This window comes from Pseudomonas sp. TH39(2020) (genome assembly GCF_016650715.1).
GTDB lineage: Bacteria > Pseudomonadota > Gammaproteobacteria > Pseudomonadales > Pseudomonadaceae > Aquipseudomonas > Aquipseudomonas mandelii_C.
On sequence record NZ_JAEKFF010000006.1, the window covers coordinates 2,354,314 to 2,373,265 of the forward strand.

17 protein-coding genes are annotated in these 18,952 nt (G+C 60.1%); 10 read left to right on the top strand and 7 right to left on the bottom strand.

What is annotated here, in order from left to right; translation table 11 throughout:
* Positions 1 to 21 precede the first annotated feature (21 nt).
* Both JFU47_RS18465 and JFU47_RS18470 read left to right on the top strand, forming a co-directional pair.
* The gene (locus JFU47_RS18465) at positions 22 to 1,920 is read left to right on the top strand and encodes an FTR1 family protein (protein WP_201184764.1); all 1,899 of its coding nucleotides are present in this window, start codon (positions 22 to 24) and stop codon (positions 1,918 to 1,920) included.
* 108 nt (positions 1,921 to 2,028) lie between these two features.
* Complete coding sequence (locus JFU47_RS18470; protein WP_084320266.1) at positions 2,029 to 2,484, top strand: YaiI/YqxD family protein; 456 nt, start codon at positions 2,029 to 2,031, stop codon at positions 2,482 to 2,484.
* A gap of 119 nt (positions 2,485 to 2,603) precedes the next feature.
* On the opposite strand, the gene elbB is transcribed toward JFU47_RS18470, so the two are convergent.
* Complete coding sequence (gene elbB, locus JFU47_RS18475) at positions 2,604 to 3,272, bottom strand: isoprenoid biosynthesis glyoxalase ElbB (RefSeq protein WP_201184766.1); 669 nt, start codon at positions 3,270 to 3,272, stop codon at positions 2,604 to 2,606.
* 115 nt (positions 3,273 to 3,387) lie between these two features.
* Here elbB and JFU47_RS18480 point away from each other — a divergent pair, with 115 nt between their 5' ends.
* Positions 3,388 to 4,623, top strand: a complete 1,236-nt coding sequence (locus JFU47_RS18480) for a sterol desaturase family protein (RefSeq protein ID WP_201184768.1) — start codon at positions 3,388 to 3,390, stop codon at positions 4,621 to 4,623.
* Here JFU47_RS18480 and JFU47_RS18485 read toward each other — a convergent pair.
* Positions 4,604 to 5,236 (bottom strand): DedA family protein, encoded by a 633-nt coding sequence (locus JFU47_RS18485; protein ID WP_123365095.1) that lies wholly within the window; start codon positions 5,234 to 5,236, stop codon positions 4,604 to 4,606. The two genes, JFU47_RS18480 and JFU47_RS18485, sit on opposite strands and share 20 nt — an antisense overlap.
* Positions 5,237 to 5,444: 208 nt before the next feature.
* Here JFU47_RS18485 and hemB point away from each other — a divergent pair, with 208 nt between their 5' ends.
* Positions 5,445 to 6,458, top strand: coding sequence for a porphobilinogen synthase (hemB, locus tag JFU47_RS18490; RefSeq protein ID WP_008150323.1), 1,014 nt, complete (start codon positions 5,445 to 5,447; stop codon positions 6,456 to 6,458).
* A gap of 18 nt (positions 6,459 to 6,476) precedes the next feature.
* Positions 6,477 to 8,699 (top strand): polyphosphate kinase 1, encoded by a 2,223-nt coding sequence (gene ppk1, locus JFU47_RS18495; protein WP_140675353.1) that lies wholly within the window; start codon positions 6,477 to 6,479, stop codon positions 8,697 to 8,699.
* A gap of 168 nt (positions 8,700 to 8,867) precedes the next feature.
* Here ppk1 and ppx read toward each other — a convergent pair whose 3' ends face one another.
* The 5 genes from ppx to JFU47_RS18520 form a co-directional block, all read right to left on the bottom strand.
* Positions 8,868 to 10,370, bottom strand: coding sequence for an exopolyphosphatase (gene ppx / locus JFU47_RS18500; protein ID WP_201184770.1), 1,503 nt, complete (start codon positions 10,368 to 10,370; stop codon positions 8,868 to 8,870).
* A 234-nt stretch (positions 10,371 to 10,604) separates the two neighbouring features.
* Positions 10,605 to 11,345: an amino acid ABC transporter ATP-binding protein gene (locus tag JFU47_RS18505; protein WP_201184772.1), complete on the bottom strand. Its 741-nt coding sequence runs from the start codon at positions 11,343 to 11,345 to the stop codon at positions 10,605 to 10,607.
* Positions 11,332 to 11,982, bottom strand: a complete 651-nt coding sequence (locus tag JFU47_RS18510; protein ID WP_033060645.1) for an amino acid ABC transporter permease — start codon at positions 11,980 to 11,982, stop codon at positions 11,332 to 11,334. Before JFU47_RS18510 ends, JFU47_RS18505 begins: the two co-directional genes overlap by 14 nt.
* Positions 11,979 to 12,647, bottom strand: coding sequence for an amino acid ABC transporter permease (locus JFU47_RS18515; protein WP_140894861.1), 669 nt, complete (start codon positions 12,645 to 12,647; stop codon positions 11,979 to 11,981). The genes JFU47_RS18510 and JFU47_RS18515 overlap by 4 nt, the downstream gene beginning before the upstream one ends.
* 21 nt (positions 12,648 to 12,668) lie before the next feature.
* Positions 12,669 to 13,454 carry a transporter substrate-binding domain-containing protein gene (locus JFU47_RS18520; RefSeq protein WP_201184773.1) on the bottom strand — a complete coding sequence of 262 codons (786 nt, stop codon included), beginning with the start codon at positions 13,452 to 13,454 and terminating at the stop codon, positions 12,669 to 12,671.
* A 256-nt stretch (positions 13,455 to 13,710) separates the two neighbouring features.
* Here JFU47_RS18520 and JFU47_RS18525 point away from each other — a divergent pair, with 256 nt between their 5' ends.
* From JFU47_RS18525 to JFU47_RS18545, 5 genes are all read left to right on the top strand, one after another.
* Positions 13,711 to 14,418: a FadR/GntR family transcriptional regulator gene (locus JFU47_RS18525; protein ID WP_201184775.1), complete on the top strand. Its 708-nt coding sequence runs from the start codon at positions 13,711 to 13,713 to the stop codon at positions 14,416 to 14,418.
* Positions 14,419 to 14,538: 120 nt separating this feature from the next.
* The gene (gene trxA / locus JFU47_RS18530; protein WP_008150340.1) at positions 14,539 to 14,868 is read left to right on the top strand and encodes a thioredoxin TrxA; all 330 of its coding nucleotides are present in this window, start codon (positions 14,539 to 14,541) and stop codon (positions 14,866 to 14,868) included.
* Between the two features lie 247 nt (positions 14,869 to 15,115).
* On the top strand, positions 15,116 to 16,375 hold the full coding sequence (rho, locus tag JFU47_RS18535; RefSeq protein ID WP_007942421.1) for a transcription termination factor Rho: 1,260 nt from the start codon (positions 15,116 to 15,118) through the stop codon (positions 16,373 to 16,375).
* A gap of 139 nt (positions 16,376 to 16,514) precedes the next feature.
* Positions 16,515 to 17,981 carry a 4-hydroxy-3-polyprenylbenzoate decarboxylase gene (gene ubiD, locus JFU47_RS18540; RefSeq protein ID WP_046045118.1) on the top strand — a complete coding sequence of 489 codons (1,467 nt, stop codon included), beginning with the start codon at positions 16,515 to 16,517 and terminating at the stop codon, positions 17,979 to 17,981.
* Positions 17,981 to 18,949, top strand: a complete 969-nt coding sequence (locus tag JFU47_RS18545) for a CDP-6-deoxy-delta-3,4-glucoseen reductase (protein ID WP_201184776.1) — start codon at positions 17,981 to 17,983, stop codon at positions 18,947 to 18,949. Before ubiD ends, JFU47_RS18545 begins: the two co-directional genes overlap by 1 nt.
* The last annotated feature ends 3 nt before the right edge of the window (positions 18,950 to 18,952 follow it).

Consider the following 18,952-nt stretch of genomic DNA (forward strand, 5'->3'; position numbering starts at 1 on the left):
ATTTCCAATTGAGATTCGTTCATGATTGCCTCCTCCCGCTTTCTGGCATGGCTAGTGCTGCCTGTTATTGCGTTTTGCAGCTTCAACGCGCTGGCCGAAACGGCGGAAGGCGCGCCAAAGGCGCTGCATTTGCTCGACTACATTGGCGCCGATTACCCGGTAACGGTCCAGGCCGGTAAGGTCATTGATGAGTCGGAATACCGCGAACAATTGGAGTTTCTCGGGGTTCTGCAAGACCTGATCAGCGGATTGCCGGCCAGGCCCGAACGCGCGGAGCTGGAGCAGGGCGTCAGCGACTTGCGCAGCGCAATCGCTGCGCGCAAAGACGGCGCCGACGTCGCCCGCCAGGCTCGGCAGCTTGGGGCGAAGCTTGCGGTGGCTTATGAAGTCAGTCAGGCCCCAGTGATTACCCCCGACCCGAGCCGTGGTGCTCCGCTGTATGCACAGCAATGCTCGGTGTGCCACGGCGACGCGGGCGCCGGTGACGGCCCGGCAGGCGTCGGCATGACGCCGCCGCCAGCCAATCTGCGCGATGCTGCGCGACTGGACCGACTGAGCCTCTACGCGATCTACAACACCTTGGGAATGGGCGTCGAAGGCACCGACATGCCGGCCTTCGCCGATCAGCTGGACGATCGTCAGCGTTGGGACCTGGCGACCTACATCGCCAGCTTCAGCGCCGCCCCGGCTACTGCAAAGTCCGAAAAAACCTACAACATCGCCGACCTGGCTCGTCAGACTCCCGCAGAAGTGCAGGTTGCCGAGGGGCCGCAAGCAGCGGCGACGTTCCGTGCGCAGCGAGCGCAACCGCCTCAGGTCAAGCGTGGCCCGGCGCAGTTGCTCGACTACACGGCCGCAACGCTGGACAAGAGCATCGCGGCCTACCGTGCCGGTGATCACGATCAGGCTTATGACCTGTCGGTGGCGGCTTATCTGGAGGGTTTCGAACTGGTCGAAAGTTCTCTGGATAACGTCGATGCCAACGTGCGCAAAGACACTGAGAAATCGCTGATGGCTTACCGTCAGTCGTTGCAGGACGGTCTGCCGGTGGCCCAGGTCCAGCAACGTCTGGACGCGGCCAAGGCCAAGTTGAAGGCGTCCGCCGGCCTGCTGGGCAGCGATGGTTTGAGCTGGTCGCTGAGCTACATCTCCGGCCTGTTGATTCTGTTGCGCGAAGGCCTGGAAGCGATTTTGGTGCTGGCGGCGATCCTCGCGTTCCTGCGCAACACTGGCCAGCAATCAGCGGTCCGCAGCGTCAACGTCGGTTGGGGCTTGGCGCTGCTGGCCGGTCTGGGGACCTGGGCGCTGGCAGCGTATGTGATCGATGTCAGCGGTTCGCAACGGGAATTGCTGGAAGGTGCGACGGCATTGTTCGCTGCCGTCATGGTGCTATGGCTCGGCGTGTGGATGCATGACCGTCGTCACGCGGCGGCCTGGCAGGATTACGTCAAGAGCAGCCTGGTGGGAGGCGGCGGGCGTTTCGGGTTTGCGACGCTGGCGTTCTTCTCGGTGTATCGCGAACTGTTTGAAGTGATTCTGTTCTACGAGACCCTGTGGCTGCAGGCAGGTCCCGCGGGCCATAACGCGGTACTGGCGGGTGGTGCGACGGCGTTGGTTATGTTGGTGGGGCTGGCCTGGGTGATCCTGCGCGGCTCGGCGAAACTGCCGCTGTCGTTGTTCTTCAGTATCAACGCCGGTCTGTTGTGTGCGTTGTCGGTGGTGTTTGCCGGGCATGGCGTGAAGGCGTTGCAGGAAGCCGGGGTTTTCGGCACCCGGCCGGTGCCGTTCTTTGACTTCGACTGGCTGGGGATCCACGCTGATGCGTATTCGCTGAGTGCGCAGGCGGTGGCGATCATCGCGATCATCGTGCTGTATGGCCGTAGCCGGCTGGCCGAGAAGCGGCGGGTGCCGGTTTCTTAAAAGCATTCGCTTCGCTCATATTCGCGAGCAGGCTCGCTCCCACAGGATTTGCGTATAACCTGTGGGAGCGAGCCTGCTCGCGAAGCTTTTTGACCCGAGGAAAACACGATGCGTGTGTGGATCGATGCCGACGCCTGCCCCCGGGCGGCCAAGGATCTGGTGGTGAAGTTCGCCCTCAAGCGCCAGTTCGAAGTGGTGCTGGTGGCCGGACAGCCGCAGATCAAACCGGGGTTGGCCCTGGTGAAGCTGATCGTGGTGCCGAGTGGTCCGGATGCCGCCGACGACTACCTGGTGGAATACGCGGTCCCCGGCGAATTGGTGATCTGCAGCGATGTGCCGCTGGCCGACCGTCTGGTGAAAAAGGGTGTTGCGGCGCTGGATCCACGGGGCAAAGAGTTCGATGCGCAGAACATGGGCGATCGGTTGGCGGTGCGTAACCTGTTTACCGATCTACGTGAACAGGGGCAGATGAGCGGCGGGCCAGCGCCATTTGGTGAGCGTGAGAAGCAGGCGTTTGCCAATGCGCTGGACCGGATCCTTACGCGGCTTTCCCGCAAATCTTGAGCCAGACATAGAACCCCTTGTGGGAGCGAGCCTGCTCGCGAAAGCGGCCTGACAGTCAACATAGGCGTTGAAGGTAACGGCCTCTTCGCGAGCAGGCTCGCTCCCACATTTGTCCGTGTTTACACGTCATTCTCGTGGGTCAGTTCCAGAACGCGGTCGACCAGTTTGTTGATGCCTGACGCTGCCTCGCTGATCGATTGCGCAAGCATGTAAGCCGGGGTGCACACCAGTTTGCGAGCCTTGTCTTCGACGATGTCGCTCACCGCGCAATCTTTGTGTGTAGCGCCCATCTTGTTCATGGTGGCGGCAGTATCGGCGTCGTTGCCGATGGTGCAAGTCACGCCCGGTCCATAGATCTTCGCCGCGAGCGCCGGCGAGATGCAGATCAGCCCGACCGGTTTGCCGGCCTCGGCAAAGGCCTCAGCCAGCGCCAGGACTTCCGGTTGCACGGTGCAGCCGGCGCCTTCGACGGCGAAGTTCGACAGGTTCTTGGCCGCCCCGAAACCGCCCGGAACGATCAGCGCATCGAAGTCTTCAACGTCCGCTTCGCGAATATCCTTGATATTGCCCCGGGCGATCCGCGCCGATTCCACCAGTACGTTGCGCGACTCGGGCATTTCTTCGCCGGACAGGTGATTGATCACATGCAGCTGCGCGATGTTCGGTGCGAAACACTGCACTTGAGCCCCCCGCTGGTCCAGACGTAGCAAGGTGATCACGCTTTCGTGGATCTCGGCGCCGTCGTATACGCCACAGCCGGATAGGATCACTGCAATTTTTTTGCTCATGGGCTTTTCTCCAGATTCATGGCGTTAAATGTCCACTAATTTGTCACTCGTTGCCATAGGGTTAATTCGCGACTACACCTAGGATCTGTCCTCAAGATTCCGATCAGGGCGCGTCATGGACTTCATTCTGTATGCGGTGCCGTTTTTCTTTGTGCTGATTGCCGTCGAACTGCTGGCTGACCGTTGGCGCGCAGTGAGCAATTATCGCGTGGCGGACGCGATCAACAGCATGAGCACCGGCGTGCTGTCGACCACCACCGGCCTGTTGACCAAAGGCGTCGGTCTGGTGGCGTATGCGTTTGCCCTTGAGCACCTGGCGCTCTTCAAGCTCTCGGCGGACAGCGTTTGGGTCTGGGTATTCGCCTTTGTCCTCTACGACTTTTGCTACTACTGGCTGCATCGCATGGGCCACGAACGCAACATTCTCTGGGCGGCGCATTCAGTGCATCACCAGAGCGAGGACTACAACCTGTCCACGGCGCTGCGCCAGACCAGTACCGGCTTCCTGTTGAGCTGGATTTTCTATCTGCCGATGGCCGTGCTCGGCGTGCCGCTGCTGGTGTTCATCAGCGTCGCCTCGCTGAACTTGCTGTACCAGTTCTGGGTGCATACCAAACACATTCCCAAGCTCGGCTGGTTCGAGTGGTTCTTTGTCACGCCGTCCAATCATCGGGCTCACCATGCACAGAACGCTCTCTACATGGATCGCAACTACGGCGGGGTGTTCATTATTTGGGACCGTCTATTTGGCTCGTTTCAGGAAGAGGACGATAACGAACCGGTGATTTTCGGTGTCACCACGCCGCTCGCGAGCTGGAATCCGTTGTGGGCGAACGTGCAGTTCTACGCGCAGCTGTGGGATGACGCGCGGCGTGCGCAAAGCAAATGGGACAAGCTGCGCATCTGGTTCATGCGCACCGGTTGGCGGCCGGCGGATGTGGCGGCCAGGTACCCGATGAATAAGCCAGACCTGAGTCAGTTCCGTAAATTCGAGGTGCCGCTGGACGGGCGTCAGCAGCTTTACGTCGTGTTGCAGTTCTGCGTCTACATCGCGCTGGGCAGCTACTTGATGAACCTGGAGCAGAGTTTGCCAACCGCCGCGCTGGTGCTCGGCTGGAGTGCCGTGGCGCTGGGTTTGTTTACGTTGGGCGTGGCCCTGGAGAATCGCCCGTGGGCGCTGAAGCTGGAGCTGCTGCGCCTGGCGTCAAATGTGCCGCTGGTGTGGCTGGCGCCGGTCGTTGGGCTTTGGCCGGCCAGCGCGGCAGGCTGGGTCGGCCTGCTGAGTTACAGCCTGCTCAGTGGTATTGGTCTCTACTGTTGCAGAAACCGTTTCACTCGACTGGCGTCGTAGGTTTGTTGGTTTTGGCTTGTTCAGCTTTCAAGGCCTGCTCGTCGGCGTAGATCTTCTTCGCCAGACGGGCGTTCTTGAAGCGTCGGCGCAGCCACAAGCAAAAGCCCAGTATCAGCAGGGCGCCGAGCACCCACAGCTCGTACTTCTTGACGCTGCCGAGCATGCCTTCGAGAACCGCACCGAAGTGATAGGCGGCGGCAGCCAGCGCCGCGGCCCAGATCGCGGCACCAATCCCGTTGAGCAGCAGATAACGTCCTGGCGGATAGCCCGACAGGCCGATCGCCACCGGCATGACCGTGCGCAGGCCATAGACAAAGCGGAAGCTCAGTACCCAGATGTCCGGGTGCCTGCGGATGTGTTCCAGCGCCCGGTCACCCATCAATTGCCAGCGCGGTTTGCGCGCCAGCAACTTGCGGCCATGCTTGCGCCCCAGGAAATACCACAGCTGATCACCGGCATAACTGCCGAGGAACGCCACGATCATGACCACTTTGAGGTCCATGTATCCGCGGAACGCGAGGAAGCCCGCGAGCACCAGAATGGTTTCGCCTTCGAAAAACGTGCCGAGAAAGAGGGCGAAGTAGCCGAATTCCTGAAGAAATTGTTGGAGCATTGTCTGGATGCTGGCGAAATGAACGCGCAGCCTAACCCTTCGTGATCATTCATGAAAGTGTCCAAATGTGTCTCGACGTGAACATTTCCTACAAGGACAATGGAATGCGGCTACGTGTCACAGGGCTAAGCACAACTGTCATGTGTTCGTCATAATGGCCGCTTATAACTGTCACGCTCGCCCGCCAACGCGGGCTCAGGAGTCTGCCGTGAGCTTTACCCCCGCCAACCGTTTGTTTCCAGCAACCCGCCTGCGTCGCAATCGCCGTGATGATTTTTCGCGTCGACTGGTCCGTGAAAACGTTCTGACCGTCGACGATCTGATCCTGCCGGTGTTTGTGCTGGACGGTGAAAACCGTCGCGAAGCGGTGGCGTCGATGCCGGGCGTCGAGCGCCTGACCATCGATCTGTTGCTTGAAGAAGCGGCCAAGTGGGTCGAGCTGGGGATTCCGGCCTTGGCGTTGTTCCCGGTGACGCCGCCGGAGCTCAAGTCTCTGGACGCCGCCGAAGCCTGGAACCCCAACGGCATTGCTCAGCGCGCCACCCGCGCATTGCGGGCGCAGTTCCCAGAGCTGGGCGTGATCACCGACGTCGCCCTGGACCCGTTCACCACCCACGGCCAGGACGGCATCCTCGACGAAGAAGGCTACGTGCAGAACGACATCACCGTCGACGCACTGGTCAAGCAGGCGCTGTCCCACGCCGAAGCCGGCGCTCAGGTGGTGGCCCCGTCGGACATGATGGACGGGCGCATCCAGGCGATCCGCGAAGCGCTTGAGCTGGCCGATCACGTCAATGTGCGGATCATGGCCTACTCGGCGAAGTACGCCAGCGCCTATTACGGCCCGTTCCGCGATGCGGTCGGTTCGGCGCTGAACCTGGGCAAGGCCAACAAGGCCTCCTATCAAATGGACCCGGCCAACAGCAACGAAGCGCTGCATGAAGTGGCGGCAGACTTGTCAGAAGGCGCAGACATGGTCATGGTCAAGCCAGGCATGCCGTATCTGGATATCCTCTACCGGGTCAAAGAAGAATTTAAAGTGCCGACCTTTGTTTATCAGGTCAGCGGTGAATACGCCATGCACATGGCGGCAATCCAGAATGGCTGGTTGAGCGAAGGGGTTATCCTCGAATCCCTGACCGCTTTTAAACGTGCAGGCGCTGATGGCATCCTGACTTACTTTGCCGTCCGTGCCGCTCAATTGTTACGAGAGCAAAAATAGCCCTCCCAGGAACATTCGATGAATACCGAAGTACTCACTGAAGTTGCCGTAAAAGACGCTCAACCTGTGGTGGAGCAAATCGCCGAAACCCCGCCGGAACTGGAGCCTGCTCCTCCCGCAGCGGTGACCGAGCCCGCAGTAGCGGCGCCGGCGATTGCCATTCCCGGTCTGGATGACAGCAGCCTGTACATCCATCGCGAGCTCTCGCAACTGCAGTTCAACATCCGCGTGCTGGAACAGGCGCTGGATGAGTCCTACCCGTTGCTGGAGCGGCTGAAGTTTCTGCTGATCTTTTCCAGCAACCTGGACGAGTTCTTCGAGATTCGTGTGGCCGGCCTGAAAAAGCAGATCACCTTCGCCCGTGAACAAGCCGGCGCCGATGGCCTGCAACCGCACCAGGCCCTGGCCCGCATCAGCGAGCTGGTACACGGTCACGTCGACCGCCAGTACGCGATCCTCAACGACATTCTGTTGCCGGAGCTGGAAAAGCATCAGGTCCGCTTCATCCGTCGGCGTCACTGGACCACCAAGATCAAAACCTGGGTGCGCCGCTATTTCCGCGACGAAATCGCGCCGATCATTACCCCGATTGGCCTCGACCCGACGCACCCGTTCCCGTTGCTGGTGAACAAGAGCCTGAACTTCATCGTCGAGCTCGAAGGTATCGACGCCTTCGGCCGCGATTCCGGTCTGGCGATCATCCCGGCGCCACGTCTGCTGCCGCGCGTCATCAAGTTGCCGGAAGAAGTGGGCGGCTCGGGCGACAACTACGTGTTCCTGTCGTCGATGATCCATGCTCACGCCGATGACCTGTTCCAGGGCATGAAGGTCAAGGGCTGCTACCAGTTCCGCCTGACTCGAAACGCCGACCTCTCCGTCGACACCGAAGATGTCGAAGACCTGGCCCGCGCCCTGCGCGGCGAGTTGTTCTCCCGTCGCTACGGTGACGCGGTGCGCCTCGAAGTCGCCGACACGTGCCCGAAACACCTGTCCGATTACTTGCTCAAGCAGTTCAACCTGCACGAGACCGAGCTGTATCAGGTCAACGGTCCGGTCAACCTGACCCGCCTGTTCAGCATCACCGGCCTGGACAGCCAGCGAGAACTGCAATACATGCCGTTCACTCCTCAGATCCCGAAATTGCTGCAAAACAGCGAGAACATCTTCAGCGTGATCAGCAAGCAGGACATTCTGTTGCTGCACCCGTTCGAGTCGTTCACCCCGGTGGTCGACCTGCTGCGCCAGGCAGCCAAGGATCCGCATGTATTGGCGGTCCGTCAGACCCTGTATCGCTCCGGCGCCAACTCGGAAATCGTCGATGCGCTGGTCGATGCGGCGCGTAACGGCAAGGAAGTCACTGCGGTGATCGAATTGCGTGCGCGCTTCGACGAAGAGTCCAACCTGCAACTGGCCAGCCGTCTGCAAGCGGCCGGTGCGGTGGTGATCTACGGCGTGGTCGGCTTCAAGACCCACGCCAAGATGATGCTGATCTTGCGTCGTGAGGCTGGCGAGATTGTCCGTTACGCCCACTTGGGTACCGGCAACTACCACGCGGCCAACGCCCGTCTGTACACCGACTACAGCTTGCTGACCTCGGATGACGCCTTGTGTGAAGACGTTGGCAAACTGTTCAGTCAGCTGATCGGCATGGGTAAAACCCTGCGCATGAAGAAGCTGCTGCACGCGCCGTTCACGTTGAAGAAGGGCATGCTCGACATGATTGCCCGGGAAACCCAGTTCGCCCTCGACGGCAAACCGGCGCACATCATCGCCAAGTTCAACTCGCTGACCGATCCGAAGATCATCCGCGCGCTGTACAAGGCCAGTCAGTCCGGGGTGCGTATCGATCTGGTGGTGCGTGGCATGTGCTGCCTGCGTCCGGGCATCGCCGGGGTTTCGCACAACATCCACGTGCGCTCGATCATCGGGCGTTTCCTGGAGCACACCCGGGTGTTCTACTTCCTCAATGGCGGCGAAGAGCAGATGTTCCTGTCCAGCGCCGACTGGATGGAGCGTAACCTCGACAAGCGCGTCGAGACTTGCTTCCCGGTCGAGGGCAAGAAGCTGATCATGCGGGTCAAGAAAGAGCTGGAGCTGTATCTCACCGATAACACTCACAGCTGGAGCCTGCAGGCGGACGGCCGTTACATCCGCAACACGCCGACCGGCAACCAGAACCCGCGCAGCGCGCAGGCAACGCTGCTGGAGCGATTGGGCAGCCCGATTCTGGCGGTCCGATAACAAGTAAAACTTGTGGGAGCGAGCCTGCTCGCGAAGGGGTCATTACATTCGACATCAATGTTGACTGTTCAGCCGCCTTCGCGAGCAGGCTCGCTCCCACATGGGGATTGCATCGTCTGCCGAATCGCGGACACAAAAAAGGCCTTCCGAAGAAGGCCTTTTTCAATTTCAGCGAACGTTAAGCACAAAGCCCACCCGGGTCAGCCATTCCGCTTCCAGGCCGAAGTCGGCCTGGGTCAGCTGGTTTTCGTCCAGCCAGTTTTCCGGGAACAACACATCCAGGCTGTCGCCATTGGCCTGTAGGACGACCTGGGGCATTTCCTGGGTGCCGCGGATGTGATGGAACAGAATCGCAAAGCGCAGCAGCACGCACAGGCGAATCAGCTTGATGCCGTCATCGCCGAAGTCGGCAAACTTGTCCTTCGGAATATTGCGGCGGTGGCCACGCACCAATAGCGCAAGCATCAGTTGGTCTTCGCGGGAGAACCCGGCCAGGTCCGAGTGCTCGATCAAATAAGCGCCGTGCTTGTGATAGTGATAGTGAGCGATGTCCAGGCCCACTTCATGGACCTTGGCCGCCCAGCCGAGCAATTCACGCCAGACCCCGTCATCCAGCTCCCAATCCTCAGCCACTTGATCGAAGGCATGCAACGCCTTGCGTTCAACGCGCGCCGCTTGTTCCAGATCGACGTGATAACGCTCCATCAACGAGCTGAGGGTGCGCTCACGGACGTCTTCGTGATGATGACGGCCCAACAGGTCATAGAGCACGCCTTCACGCAGGGCGCCTTCACAGTGGTCCATGCGTTGCAGCTCGAGCGCGTCGAAGATCGCTTCGAGAATCGCCAGGCCCGCCGGGAAGATCGCCCGGCGGTCGGGCTTGATGCCTTCGAAATCGATCTTGTCGACATCGCCCAGTTTGAACAGCTTGCGCTTGAGCCAGGCCAGGCCTTCGGCGTTGACCTCGCCGGTGCCGTGTCCGCCGGCCTTCAGCGCCAGGCCAATGGCGCGGATGGTGCCCGAGGAGCCGATGGCTTCATCCCAGGTCAGGCGATGCAAGGCGTGTTCGATGCTCATAATCTCCAGCCGCGCCGCTGTGTACGCCTGGGCGTAGCGGGCCGGGGTGATCTTGCCGTCCTTGAAATAGCGCTGGGTGTAGCTGACGCAGCCCATTTGCAGGCTTTCGCGCAGCAGTGGTTCAAAGCGCTGGCCGATGATGAATTCGGTACTGCCGCCGCCGATGTCGGCCACCAGGCGTTTGCCCGGGGTGTCAGCGAGGGTGTGGGAAACGCCGAGGTAAATCAGGCGTGCTTCTTCGCGACCGGAGATGACTTCCACCGGGTGGCCGAGAATTTCTTCAGCGCGGCGGATAAATTCGCCACGGTTGCGGGCTTCACGCAGGGCGTTGGTGCCGACGATCCGCACGGCGCCGGGCGGCATACCGTTGATCAGTTGGGCAAAACGCTTCAGGCAATCGAGCCCGCGTTGCATGGATTCTTCACTGAGCTGGCGCTCATCGTCGATGCCGGCGGCCAGCTGAACCTTCTCCCCGAGACGCTCGAGAATACGGATTTCGCCGTTCTGGGCCTTGGCCACGACCATGTGAAAGCTGTTGGAGCCCAGGTCGATTGCGGCGATCAGGGACAGATTCTTGGCTTGGGATTGCGGCATGGTCAGGGGGTCTCGGTCGATAACCTCGACATCGTGCCACGATCAAACGCTGCCGCCAACGCGTACGGTTCAAAGCTTTGATCCTGCGCAGTTATGCAGTGACCGCTGCGCGGTCAATCGCGAGCAGGCTCGCTCCCACAGGGTTCGGTGTTGCCGCCAATGCCGTGGACAACGCAGAACCAATGTGGGAGCGAGCCTGCTCGCGAAGACGGCCTGATAGGCACTAAAGATCCTTCAGCCCACCGCGGCTTCAACCGTACCAATGAAATTCGCCAGCTCCGCCGTTTGCGGATTGGCAAACAACACCTTCGGATCCCCCACCTCATGCACCTTGCCCTGATGCATGAACACCAACTTATCCCCAACCTCCCGGGCAAAACGCATCTCATGGGTGACCATAATCAACGTCATCCCTTCCTTGGCCAGTTGCCGGACCACGCTCAGCACTTCATTGACCAATTCCGGGTCCAGCGCCGAGGTAATCTCATCGCACAGCAAGACCTTCGGCGACATCGCCAGCGCCCGGGCAATCGCCACCCGCTGTTGCTGCCCGCCAGACAAGCGATCCGGAAAGGCATCGAATTTTTCCCCCAGCCCGACCCGTTCCAACATCTCCCGCGCCAGTTCGGCCGCTTTGGCTTTTGGCGCTTTCTGCACCACTTGCGGCGCGAGCATCACGTTTTCGCCGACCGTCAGGTGCGGGAACAGGTTGAACTGCTGGAACACCATCCCGACTTTCTGCCGCAAGCTGCGCAGATCGGCACGGGCAGCGTCGAGGTATTCGCCATCGACTTCGATCACGCCGTCGTTGATCGATTCCAGGCCATTGAGGGTGCGCAGCAAGGTGGATTTTCCCGAGCCGCTGCGACCGATGATCGCCACCACCTGGCCTTCCTCGACGCTCAGGTCGATGCCTTTGAGCACATGGTGGTCACCGTAATATTTATGCAGGGCGGAAATTCTAAGCAGAGGCATGCAGTCTCCTTTCCAGGTAGCGCGCACTGAGGGACAAGGGGTAGCAGAGCAGGAAGTAACCGAGGGCCACGAGGCCGTAGACCATGAAGGGTTCGAAGGTCGCGTTGGCGAGCATGCCGCCGGTCTTGGTCAGTTCGGTGAAGCCGATGATCGAGGTGACGGCGGTGCCTTTGACCACCTGCACCGAGAAGCCCACGGTTGGTGCCACGGCGATCCGCAACGCTTGCGGCAGGATCACGTAGCGAAGTTGCTCCAGCGGGTTCAATGCCAGGCTCGACGAGGCTTCCCACTGGCCGTTGGGGATCGATTCGACGCAACCACGCCAGATCTCTGCCAGGTAGGCGCTGGTGAACAGCGTCAGGGCAATCGCCGCGGCCATCCACGGCGAAATCTCCACCCCGGCCAACGCCACGCCGAAGAACACTAGAAACAGCTGCATCAACAGCGGCGTGCCTTGGAACAGTTCGATGTAGGTGCGGGCGAAGCTGCGCGGCAGGGATTTTTTCGAGATGCGCATGACCATGATCAGCAAGCCGATCAGTCCGCCACCGATAAATGCCACCAGCGACAGCGCCAGGGTCCATTGCAGGCCTGTGAGCAGGTTGCGTACGACGTCCCAGAAGGTGAAATCGCTCATTGGCTGCTCCTCGCAATGAAGCGGCGGCCAATCCAGTTCAGCAACTGGCGGATCAGCAGCGCCATGCACAGGTAGAGCAGCGTGGTCAGGGCGTAGGTCTCAAAGGCGCGGAAGTTGCGCGACTGAATAAAGTTGGCGGCGAAGCTCAGCTCTTCGGTGGCGATCTGCGAGCAGACCGCCGAGCCGAGCATGACGATGATGATCTGGCTGCTCAATGCCGGCCAAACCTTGCCCAGCGCCGGCAGCAGCACCACGTGGCGAAAGGCTTCGAAGCGCGTCATTGCCAGCGCCGCAGCGGCTTCAAGCTGTCCTCGAGGGATTGCTTGAATGCCGGCACGAATGATTTCGGTCGAATAGGCGCCGAGGTTGATCACCATCGCCAGCACCGCCGCCTGCCATTCCGAAATCTGCACGCCCAGTGACGGCAGGCCGAAGAAGATGAAAAACAACTGCACCAGAAACGGCGTGTTGCGGATCAACTCGACATAGACCCCAAAAATGCCGGCGAACGGGCGGATGTTCCACGCCCGCACCAACGCCCCGACGATGCCCAGACTCACCCCGAGCACCGCGCCGATGGCCGTCAGTTCAAGGGTGAACAGGGCACCGCGCAGCAGCAGGTCGGTGTTTTGCACCACCGGTATGAAATCGAACTGATAAGCCATGTCCAGTCTCCGCAACGACGATCAGAGATCGGCCGGTAGCGGCTCTTTGAGCCAGGTCCGGGAGTTCTTCTCCAGCGCGCCGTCAGTCTTGGCGGTGGCGAGGATCTGGTTGACCTTGTCCAGCAGCGCCGGCTCGTTTTTGTTTACGCCGACGTAGACCGGCGAATCCTTGAGCTTCACTTTCAGCGCCGGAATGCGTTTCGGGTTGCGCTCGCTGATGGTCACCATCACCACGTTGCCGCTGGCGATCAGATCGACTTGCCCGGCGAGGTAGGCGGCGATGGTCGAGTTGTTGTCTTCGAAGCGCTTGATGGTCACACCTTCGGGCGCGACTTTGGTCAGCTCGATGTCTTCGATGGCGCCACGGGTGACGCTGATGGTTTTGCCCTTGAGGTCGTCCAGGCTTTTGATGTCGGCTTCCGGCGGGCCGAATACGGCGAGGTAGAACGGCGCGTAGGCACGGGAGAAGTCGATGACCTTCTCGCGCTCGGGGTTCTTGCCGAGGCTGGAAATCACCAGATCAACCTTGCCGGTGGTCAGGAACGGAATACGGTTGGTGCTGTTGACCGGCGTCAGCTCGAGTTTGACCTTGAGTTGGTCGGCCAGCAGTTTTGCAGTATCGATGTCCAGGCCGCGCGGTTTCATGTCCGGGCCGACCGAGCCGAAGGGCGGGAAGTCCTGAGGTACGGCAACCTTGAGGACGCCGCGCTTGACCACATCCTCCAGACCGTCGGCGTGGGCGGGCGCCTGACTGAGCATCAGGCTGGCAAACAGGGTTGCGAGGAGGGCGCGGTAACGCAAGGTCATGGCAAATCTCCGAATCGGCGAGAAGTGATTTCTGCGGATCGACAGAGCATGGGCCGTGCCAATATCGGGTTTTGGGGGCGCAAGGCCACGGTTTTGCTGGAGTCTCTCGGTCTTACTGGTCTGAACAGTCGTGCGTGGTTTTGCACCCCGATAGCGCATCGCCGGAATCCGTCGAACCCCCATGGGGCACGACTTGCCGGGCGTCGCGAATAGCTTTACAACTAACCGCTCATTGGCCTGGTTCGTCTGAAAAACCATGAACTCGATCTCCCGCGCCGTACCCGAAGTGGCGCTGCAAGCCATCCGTAAACTGATCACCGAACAAGGTTTCGGGCCGGGCGATGCCTTGCCCTCGCAACGGGATTTGGCGGTGCAATTGGGCGTCAGTCGTGCGTCGCTGCGTGAAGCGTTGTCGTCATTGAGTGCGTTGGGGGTGATCAGCATCCAGCCGGGCAAAGGCGTGTTCGTGCAGTCACCGGTTGATTTGCCGCGAGGTGATGCGGCGGTGAGTTGGCCATTTGCGGCGCAAGCCTCGCCGCTGGACATCTTCCAGTTGCGCTATGCCCTGGAAGGTTTTGCCGCCGGTTTGGCGGCGGTGACCCTGAGTACTCACGAGCTCGATGCACTGGAAGATAACGTCGCCGCGATGCGCATCGAATTGAAGGCCAGCGACTTCGAGGCCGCGGCGCGCCTGGATTTCGAGTTTCACCGGCGCATCCTGCTGGCGAGCGGCAATCAGGCGATGCTGAGCATCCTGACGGCCAGCGCCGACATCTTTCTGGAGAGCCAGAAACTACCGTTTATCCGGGCAGAGCGGGCCATGGAAACCTGGCAGGAACACCGCAAAATCCTCCGCGCGCTGGCCCGGCGGGCGTCCGGTGCTGCGCAGAAGGCCATGCACGAACATGTGCGTAACGCGGCACTGCGAACAGGAATTGCCTTCGTCGCTCCCGCCACCTCGTGACTTGGGCTATACCCAAACTCATGCGGCACCATAGCGAGACTCAATCATCTGCACCTTCCTGAACGAGGGAAGGGCAGCTATGATGGGCCACGTTTTTTTGCTTACAACCTGGAGACTTCCATGAGCAGCGATCTTATTAAACACGTCACCGACGCTAGCTTCGACGTCGACGTCCTCAAGGCCGAAGGCGCTGTACTGGTCGACTACTGGGCTGAATGGTGCGGCCCTTGCAAAATGATCGCTCCTGTTCTGGACGAAATTGCTGAAACCTACAAAGGCAAGCTGACCGTTGCCAAACTGAACATCGACGAAAATCAGGAAACCCCGGCCAAGCACGGCGTGCGTGGTATCCCGACTCTGATGCTGTTCAAGAACGGCAACGTTGAAGCAACCAAGGTTGGCGCGCTGTCGAAGTCGCAACTGGCTGCCTTCCTCGACGCCAACATCTAAGCGTCGTTCAAGCGTCATCAAAAAGGCCCCGCACATTGCGGGGCCTTTTCGTTATTCAGGGCTAGACGCTCCGAAACTCAGGTGGTACATTCGGCCCCGCACTGGTTTCTCCACTGCCCCCTGCTAGCCGTCGCCGACGCACTCCTTTTCGAATAAGTACGCGATCCTGTCGCCTTCTCTGCGGCGCGGCCTCATTAAGCCAAAAGCTTAATTTCCCCCCCTCCATAAATGATTACGTCATTCCTATATGAATCTGACTGAACTCAAGCAAAAGCCGATTACCGAACTGCTCGAATTGGCCGAACAGATGGGCATAGAAAATATGGCCCGTTCGCGCAAGCAGGACGTGATTTTCTCCCTGCTCAAAAAGCACGCTAAAAGCGGCGAGGAAATCTCCGGTGATGGCGTGCTGGAGATTCTCCAGGACGGCTTCGGCTTCCTTCGCTCCGCTGACGCTTCCTATCTCGCCGGCCCAGACGATATTTACGTCTCGCCGAGCCAGATCCGTCGCTTCAACTTGCGCACCGGTGACACCATCGTTGGCAAGATCCGCCCTCCCAAGGAAGGCGAGCGTTATTTCGCGCTGCTCAAGGTCGACACGATCAACTACGATCGTCCCGAGAACGCGAAAAACAAGATTCTCTTCGAGAACCTGACCCCGCTGTTCCCGACCGTGCGCATGAAGATGGAAGCCGGCAACGGTTCCACCGAAGACTTGACCGGTCGTGTCATCGACCTGTGCGCCCCGATCGGCAAAGGTCAGCGCGGTCTGATCGTTGCACCGCCGAAAGCCGGTAAAACCATCATGCTGCAGAACATCGCGGCAAACATCGCACGTAACAATCCTGAAGTTCATCTGATCGTATTGCTGATCGACGAACGTCCGGAAGAAGTGACCGAAATGCAGCGCACCGTGCGCGGCGAAGTGGTTGCCTCGACGTTCGACGAGCCGCCAACCCGCCACGTGCAGGTTGCCGAGATGGTGATCGAGAAGGCCAAGCGCCTGGTCGAACACAAGAAGGACGTGGTGATCCTGCTCGACTCCATCACTCGTCTGGCTCGCGCCTACAACACCGTGATCCCGAGCTCCGGCAAAGTACTCACCGGTGGTGTCGATGCCCACGCCCTGGAGAAACCGAAACGTTTCTTCGGCGCCGCGCGGAACATCGAAGAAGGCGGTTCGCTGACCATCATCGCCACCGCGCTGGTTGAAACCGGCTCGAAGATGGACGAAGTGATCTACGAAGAATTCAAAGGCACGGGCAACATGGAACTGCCGCTGGATCGTCGTATCGCCGAAAAACGCGTCTTCCCGGCCATCAACATCAACCGTTCCGGCACCCGCCGCGAAGAGTTGCTGACTGCCGACGACGAGTTGCAACGCATGTGGATCCTTCGCAAGCTGTTGCACCCGATGGACGAAATCGCTGCCATCGAGTTCCTGGTCGACAAGTTGAAAACGACCAAGACCAACGATGAGTTCTTCCTGTCGATGAAACGCAAGTAAGTCGAACAGGCCAAAAAGCCGGGGAAACCCGGCTTTTTGCTATCTGATTTTTGATGAACCGGCAGTTCGTGGTTCTGAATAGAGGGGTTCGGCGCTAAACTGCCACCCCCGAACGGCACGGCCAACACGAGGCTCACGCATGCAGTATCGCGACTTGCGCGACTTTATCAGCGGCCTGGAAAAGCGCGGCGAACTCAAGCGCATCCAGGTTCCGGTGTCCCCAGTGCTCGAAATGACCGAGGTCTGCGACCGCACCTTGCGTGCCAAAGGTCCGGCCCTGCTTTTCGAAAAGCCCACGGGTTATGACATCCCTGTGCTCGGCAACCTGTTCGGCACCCCTGAGCGCGTGGCGCTGGGCATGGGTGCAGAAGCGGTCAGCGAATTGCGCGAGATCGGCAAACTGCTGGCGTTCCTCAAGGAACCCGAGCCACCGAAAGGCCTGAAAGATGCCTGGTCCAAGCTGCCGATCTTCCGCAAGATCATCGCCATGGCGCCGAAAGTCGTCAAAGACGCGGTGTGCCAGGAAGTGGTCATCGAAGGCGACGACGTCGATCTCGCGATGCTGCCGGTGCAGACCTGCTGGCCCGGTGACGTTGGCCCGCTGATCACCTGGGGTCTGACCGTCACCAAAGGTCCGAACAAGGATCGCCAGAACCTCGGCATCTATCGTCAGCAAGTGATTGGCCGCAACAAGGTCATCATGCGTTGGCTGAGCCACCGTGGCGGCGCGCTGGATTATCGCGAGTGGTGCGAGAAGCATCCGGGCCAGCCGTTCCCGGTGTCCGTGGCGTTGGGCGCTGACCCGGCGACCATTCTCGGTGCCGTGACGCCGGTGCCGGACAGCCTCTCCGAATATGCCTTCGCCGGTCTGCTGCGCGGCAACCGCACCGAACTGGTGAAGTGCCGAGGCAACGACCTGCAAGTGCCGGCCACCGCCGAGATCATCCTCGAAGGCGTGATCCATCCGGGCGAAATGGCTGATGAAGGCCCGTACGGCGACCACACCGGCTACTACAACGAAGTCGACAGCTTCCCGGTGTTCACCGTCGAGCGTATCACCCACCGCATCAAACCGATTTACCACAGCACCTACACCGGCCGCCCACCTGATGAGCCGGCGATTCTCGGCGTGGCGCTGAACGAAGTGTTCGTGCCGATCCTGCAAAAGCAGTTCCCCGAGATCACCGACTTCTACCTGCCGCCCGAAGGCTGCTCGTACCGCATGGCCATCGTGACCATGAAGAAGTCGTATCCCGGCCATGCCAAGCGGGTAATGCTGGGTGTCTGGTCGTTTTTGCGACAGTTCATGTACACCAAGTTCGTTATCGTCTGTGATGACGACATCAACGCACGCGACTGGAACGACGTGATCTGGGCCATCACCACGCGCATGGACCCCAAGCGCGATACGGTGATGATCGACAACACGCCGATCGATTACCTGGACTTCGCCTCGCCGGTTTCCGGCCTGGGTTCGAAGATGGGGCTCGATGCCACGCATAAATGGCCGGGCGAAACCACTCGCGAGTGGGGCCGGGTGATCGTCAAGGACGAAGCCGTTACCCAGCGGATCGATGCCATCTGGAATCAGTTAGGAATAGATTGATGCGTGTAACCTTGCAGCCCTCCGGAGCAGTGCTACAGATTCTGCCCGGCGAGCGGATTCTCGATGGCGCGCGGCGTTTGGGCTACGAATGCCCGCAAAGCTGTCGAAACGGCAATTGCCACGTGTGCGCCGCACTGCTGGTGGAAGGGCGGGTCGAACAGGAAGGCGGTGTGCGCGACCATGGCGAGTTCTACACTTGCATTGCAGAGCCGCTGGAAGACTGCATCGTGCTGTGGGATGGCGTGCTCGCGCTGGGAGAATTACCGGTGCGCAGCTTGTCGTGTCAGGTCATTGAATGCAGGGACGTCGGCGGCGATACCTGGCGTGTGCGTCTGCGAGCGCCGGCCGGCAAGCCGCCGCGTTATCACGCCGGTCAGTACTTGATGATCGAGCGCGAGAATGGTGAGAAATCCGCGTTCTCCCTGGCCTCGGCACCGCATGGCGGGCGTGATCTGGAAATTCATGTACTGGCGCGCGAAAGTAGTGCGCTGAGCCTGATCGACCAGTTGCAACGCAACGCCATGGTTCGGATCGAAATGCCGTTCGGCGATACACATTTGGCGGAATTGCCCGATGGGCCATTGGTACTAATCGCTGCGGGCACCGGCATGGGCCAGATTCATAGCCTGATCGAACATTGCCGTGCCACGGGCTTCAAACATCCAGTGCATCTGTATTGGGGCGTGCGTCGTCCCGAGGACTTTTATGAGGTCGAACATTGGGATCAATGGCTCAAGCTGCCCAATCTGTTCCTGCATAAAATCGTCAGCGATTCATGTGGCTGGCAGGGACGTTGCGGCATGTTGCACGAAGCGGTGTGTGAGGACTTTCCGGATCTGAAATCCTTGCATGTCTACGCCAGCGGCTCTCCGGCCATGGTCTACGGCACACTGGATGCTTTGGTCGAAGCCGGGATGGACGCCCATCAAATGCGCGCCGATGTATTTGCTTACGCCCCGCGATCCTAGGTG

Excerpts from the sequence above, each read along its gene's own strand:
- trxA (WP_008150340.1), top strand. The coding sequence starts at position 14,539 with ATGAGCAGCGATCTTATTAAACACGTCACCGACGCTAGCTTCGACGTC.
- ubiD (WP_046045118.1), top strand. The coding sequence starts at position 16,515 with ATGCAGTATCGCGACTTGCGCGACTTTATCAGCGGCCTGGAAAAGCGC.
- JFU47_RS18465 (WP_201184764.1), top strand. The coding sequence starts at position 22 with ATGATTGCCTCCTCCCGCTTTCTGGCATGGCTAGTGCTGCCTGTTATT.
- elbB (WP_201184766.1), bottom strand. The coding sequence starts at position 3,272 with ATGAGCAAAAAAATTGCAGTGATCCTATCCGGCTGTGGCGTATACGAC.
- ppx (WP_201184770.1), bottom strand. The coding sequence starts at position 10,370 with ATGCCGCAATCCCAAGCCAAGAATCTGTCCCTGATCGCCGCAATCGAC.
- JFU47_RS18525 (WP_201184775.1), top strand. The coding sequence starts at position 13,711 with ATGAACTCGATCTCCCGCGCCGTACCCGAAGTGGCGCTGCAAGCCATC.
- rho (WP_007942421.1), top strand. The coding sequence starts at position 15,116 with ATGAATCTGACTGAACTCAAGCAAAAGCCGATTACCGAACTGCTCGAA.
- JFU47_RS18510 (WP_033060645.1), bottom strand. The coding sequence starts at position 11,982 with ATGAGCGATTTCACCTTCTGGGACGTCGTACGCAACCTGCTCACAGGC.
- JFU47_RS18545 (WP_201184776.1), top strand. The coding sequence starts at position 17,981 with ATGCGTGTAACCTTGCAGCCCTCCGGAGCAGTGCTACAGATTCTGCCC.
- JFU47_RS18470 (WP_084320266.1), top strand. The coding sequence starts at position 2,029 with ATGCGTGTGTGGATCGATGCCGACGCCTGCCCCCGGGCGGCCAAGGAT.
- JFU47_RS18505 (WP_201184772.1), bottom strand. The coding sequence starts at position 11,345 with ATGCCTCTGCTTAGAATTTCCGCCCTGCATAAATATTACGGTGACCAC.
- JFU47_RS18520 (WP_201184773.1), bottom strand. The coding sequence starts at position 13,454 with ATGACCTTGCGTTACCGCGCCCTCCTCGCAACCCTGTTTGCCAGCCTG.
- JFU47_RS18485 (WP_123365095.1), bottom strand. The coding sequence starts at position 5,236 with ATGCTCCAACAATTTCTTCAGGAATTCGGCTACTTCGCCCTCTTTCTC.
- JFU47_RS18480 (WP_201184768.1), top strand. The coding sequence starts at position 3,388 with ATGGACTTCATTCTGTATGCGGTGCCGTTTTTCTTTGTGCTGATTGCC.
- JFU47_RS18515 (WP_140894861.1), bottom strand. The coding sequence starts at position 12,647 with ATGGCTTATCAGTTCGATTTCATACCGGTGGTGCAAAACACCGACCTG.
- ppk1 (WP_140675353.1), top strand. The coding sequence starts at position 6,477 with ATGAATACCGAAGTACTCACTGAAGTTGCCGTAAAAGACGCTCAACCT.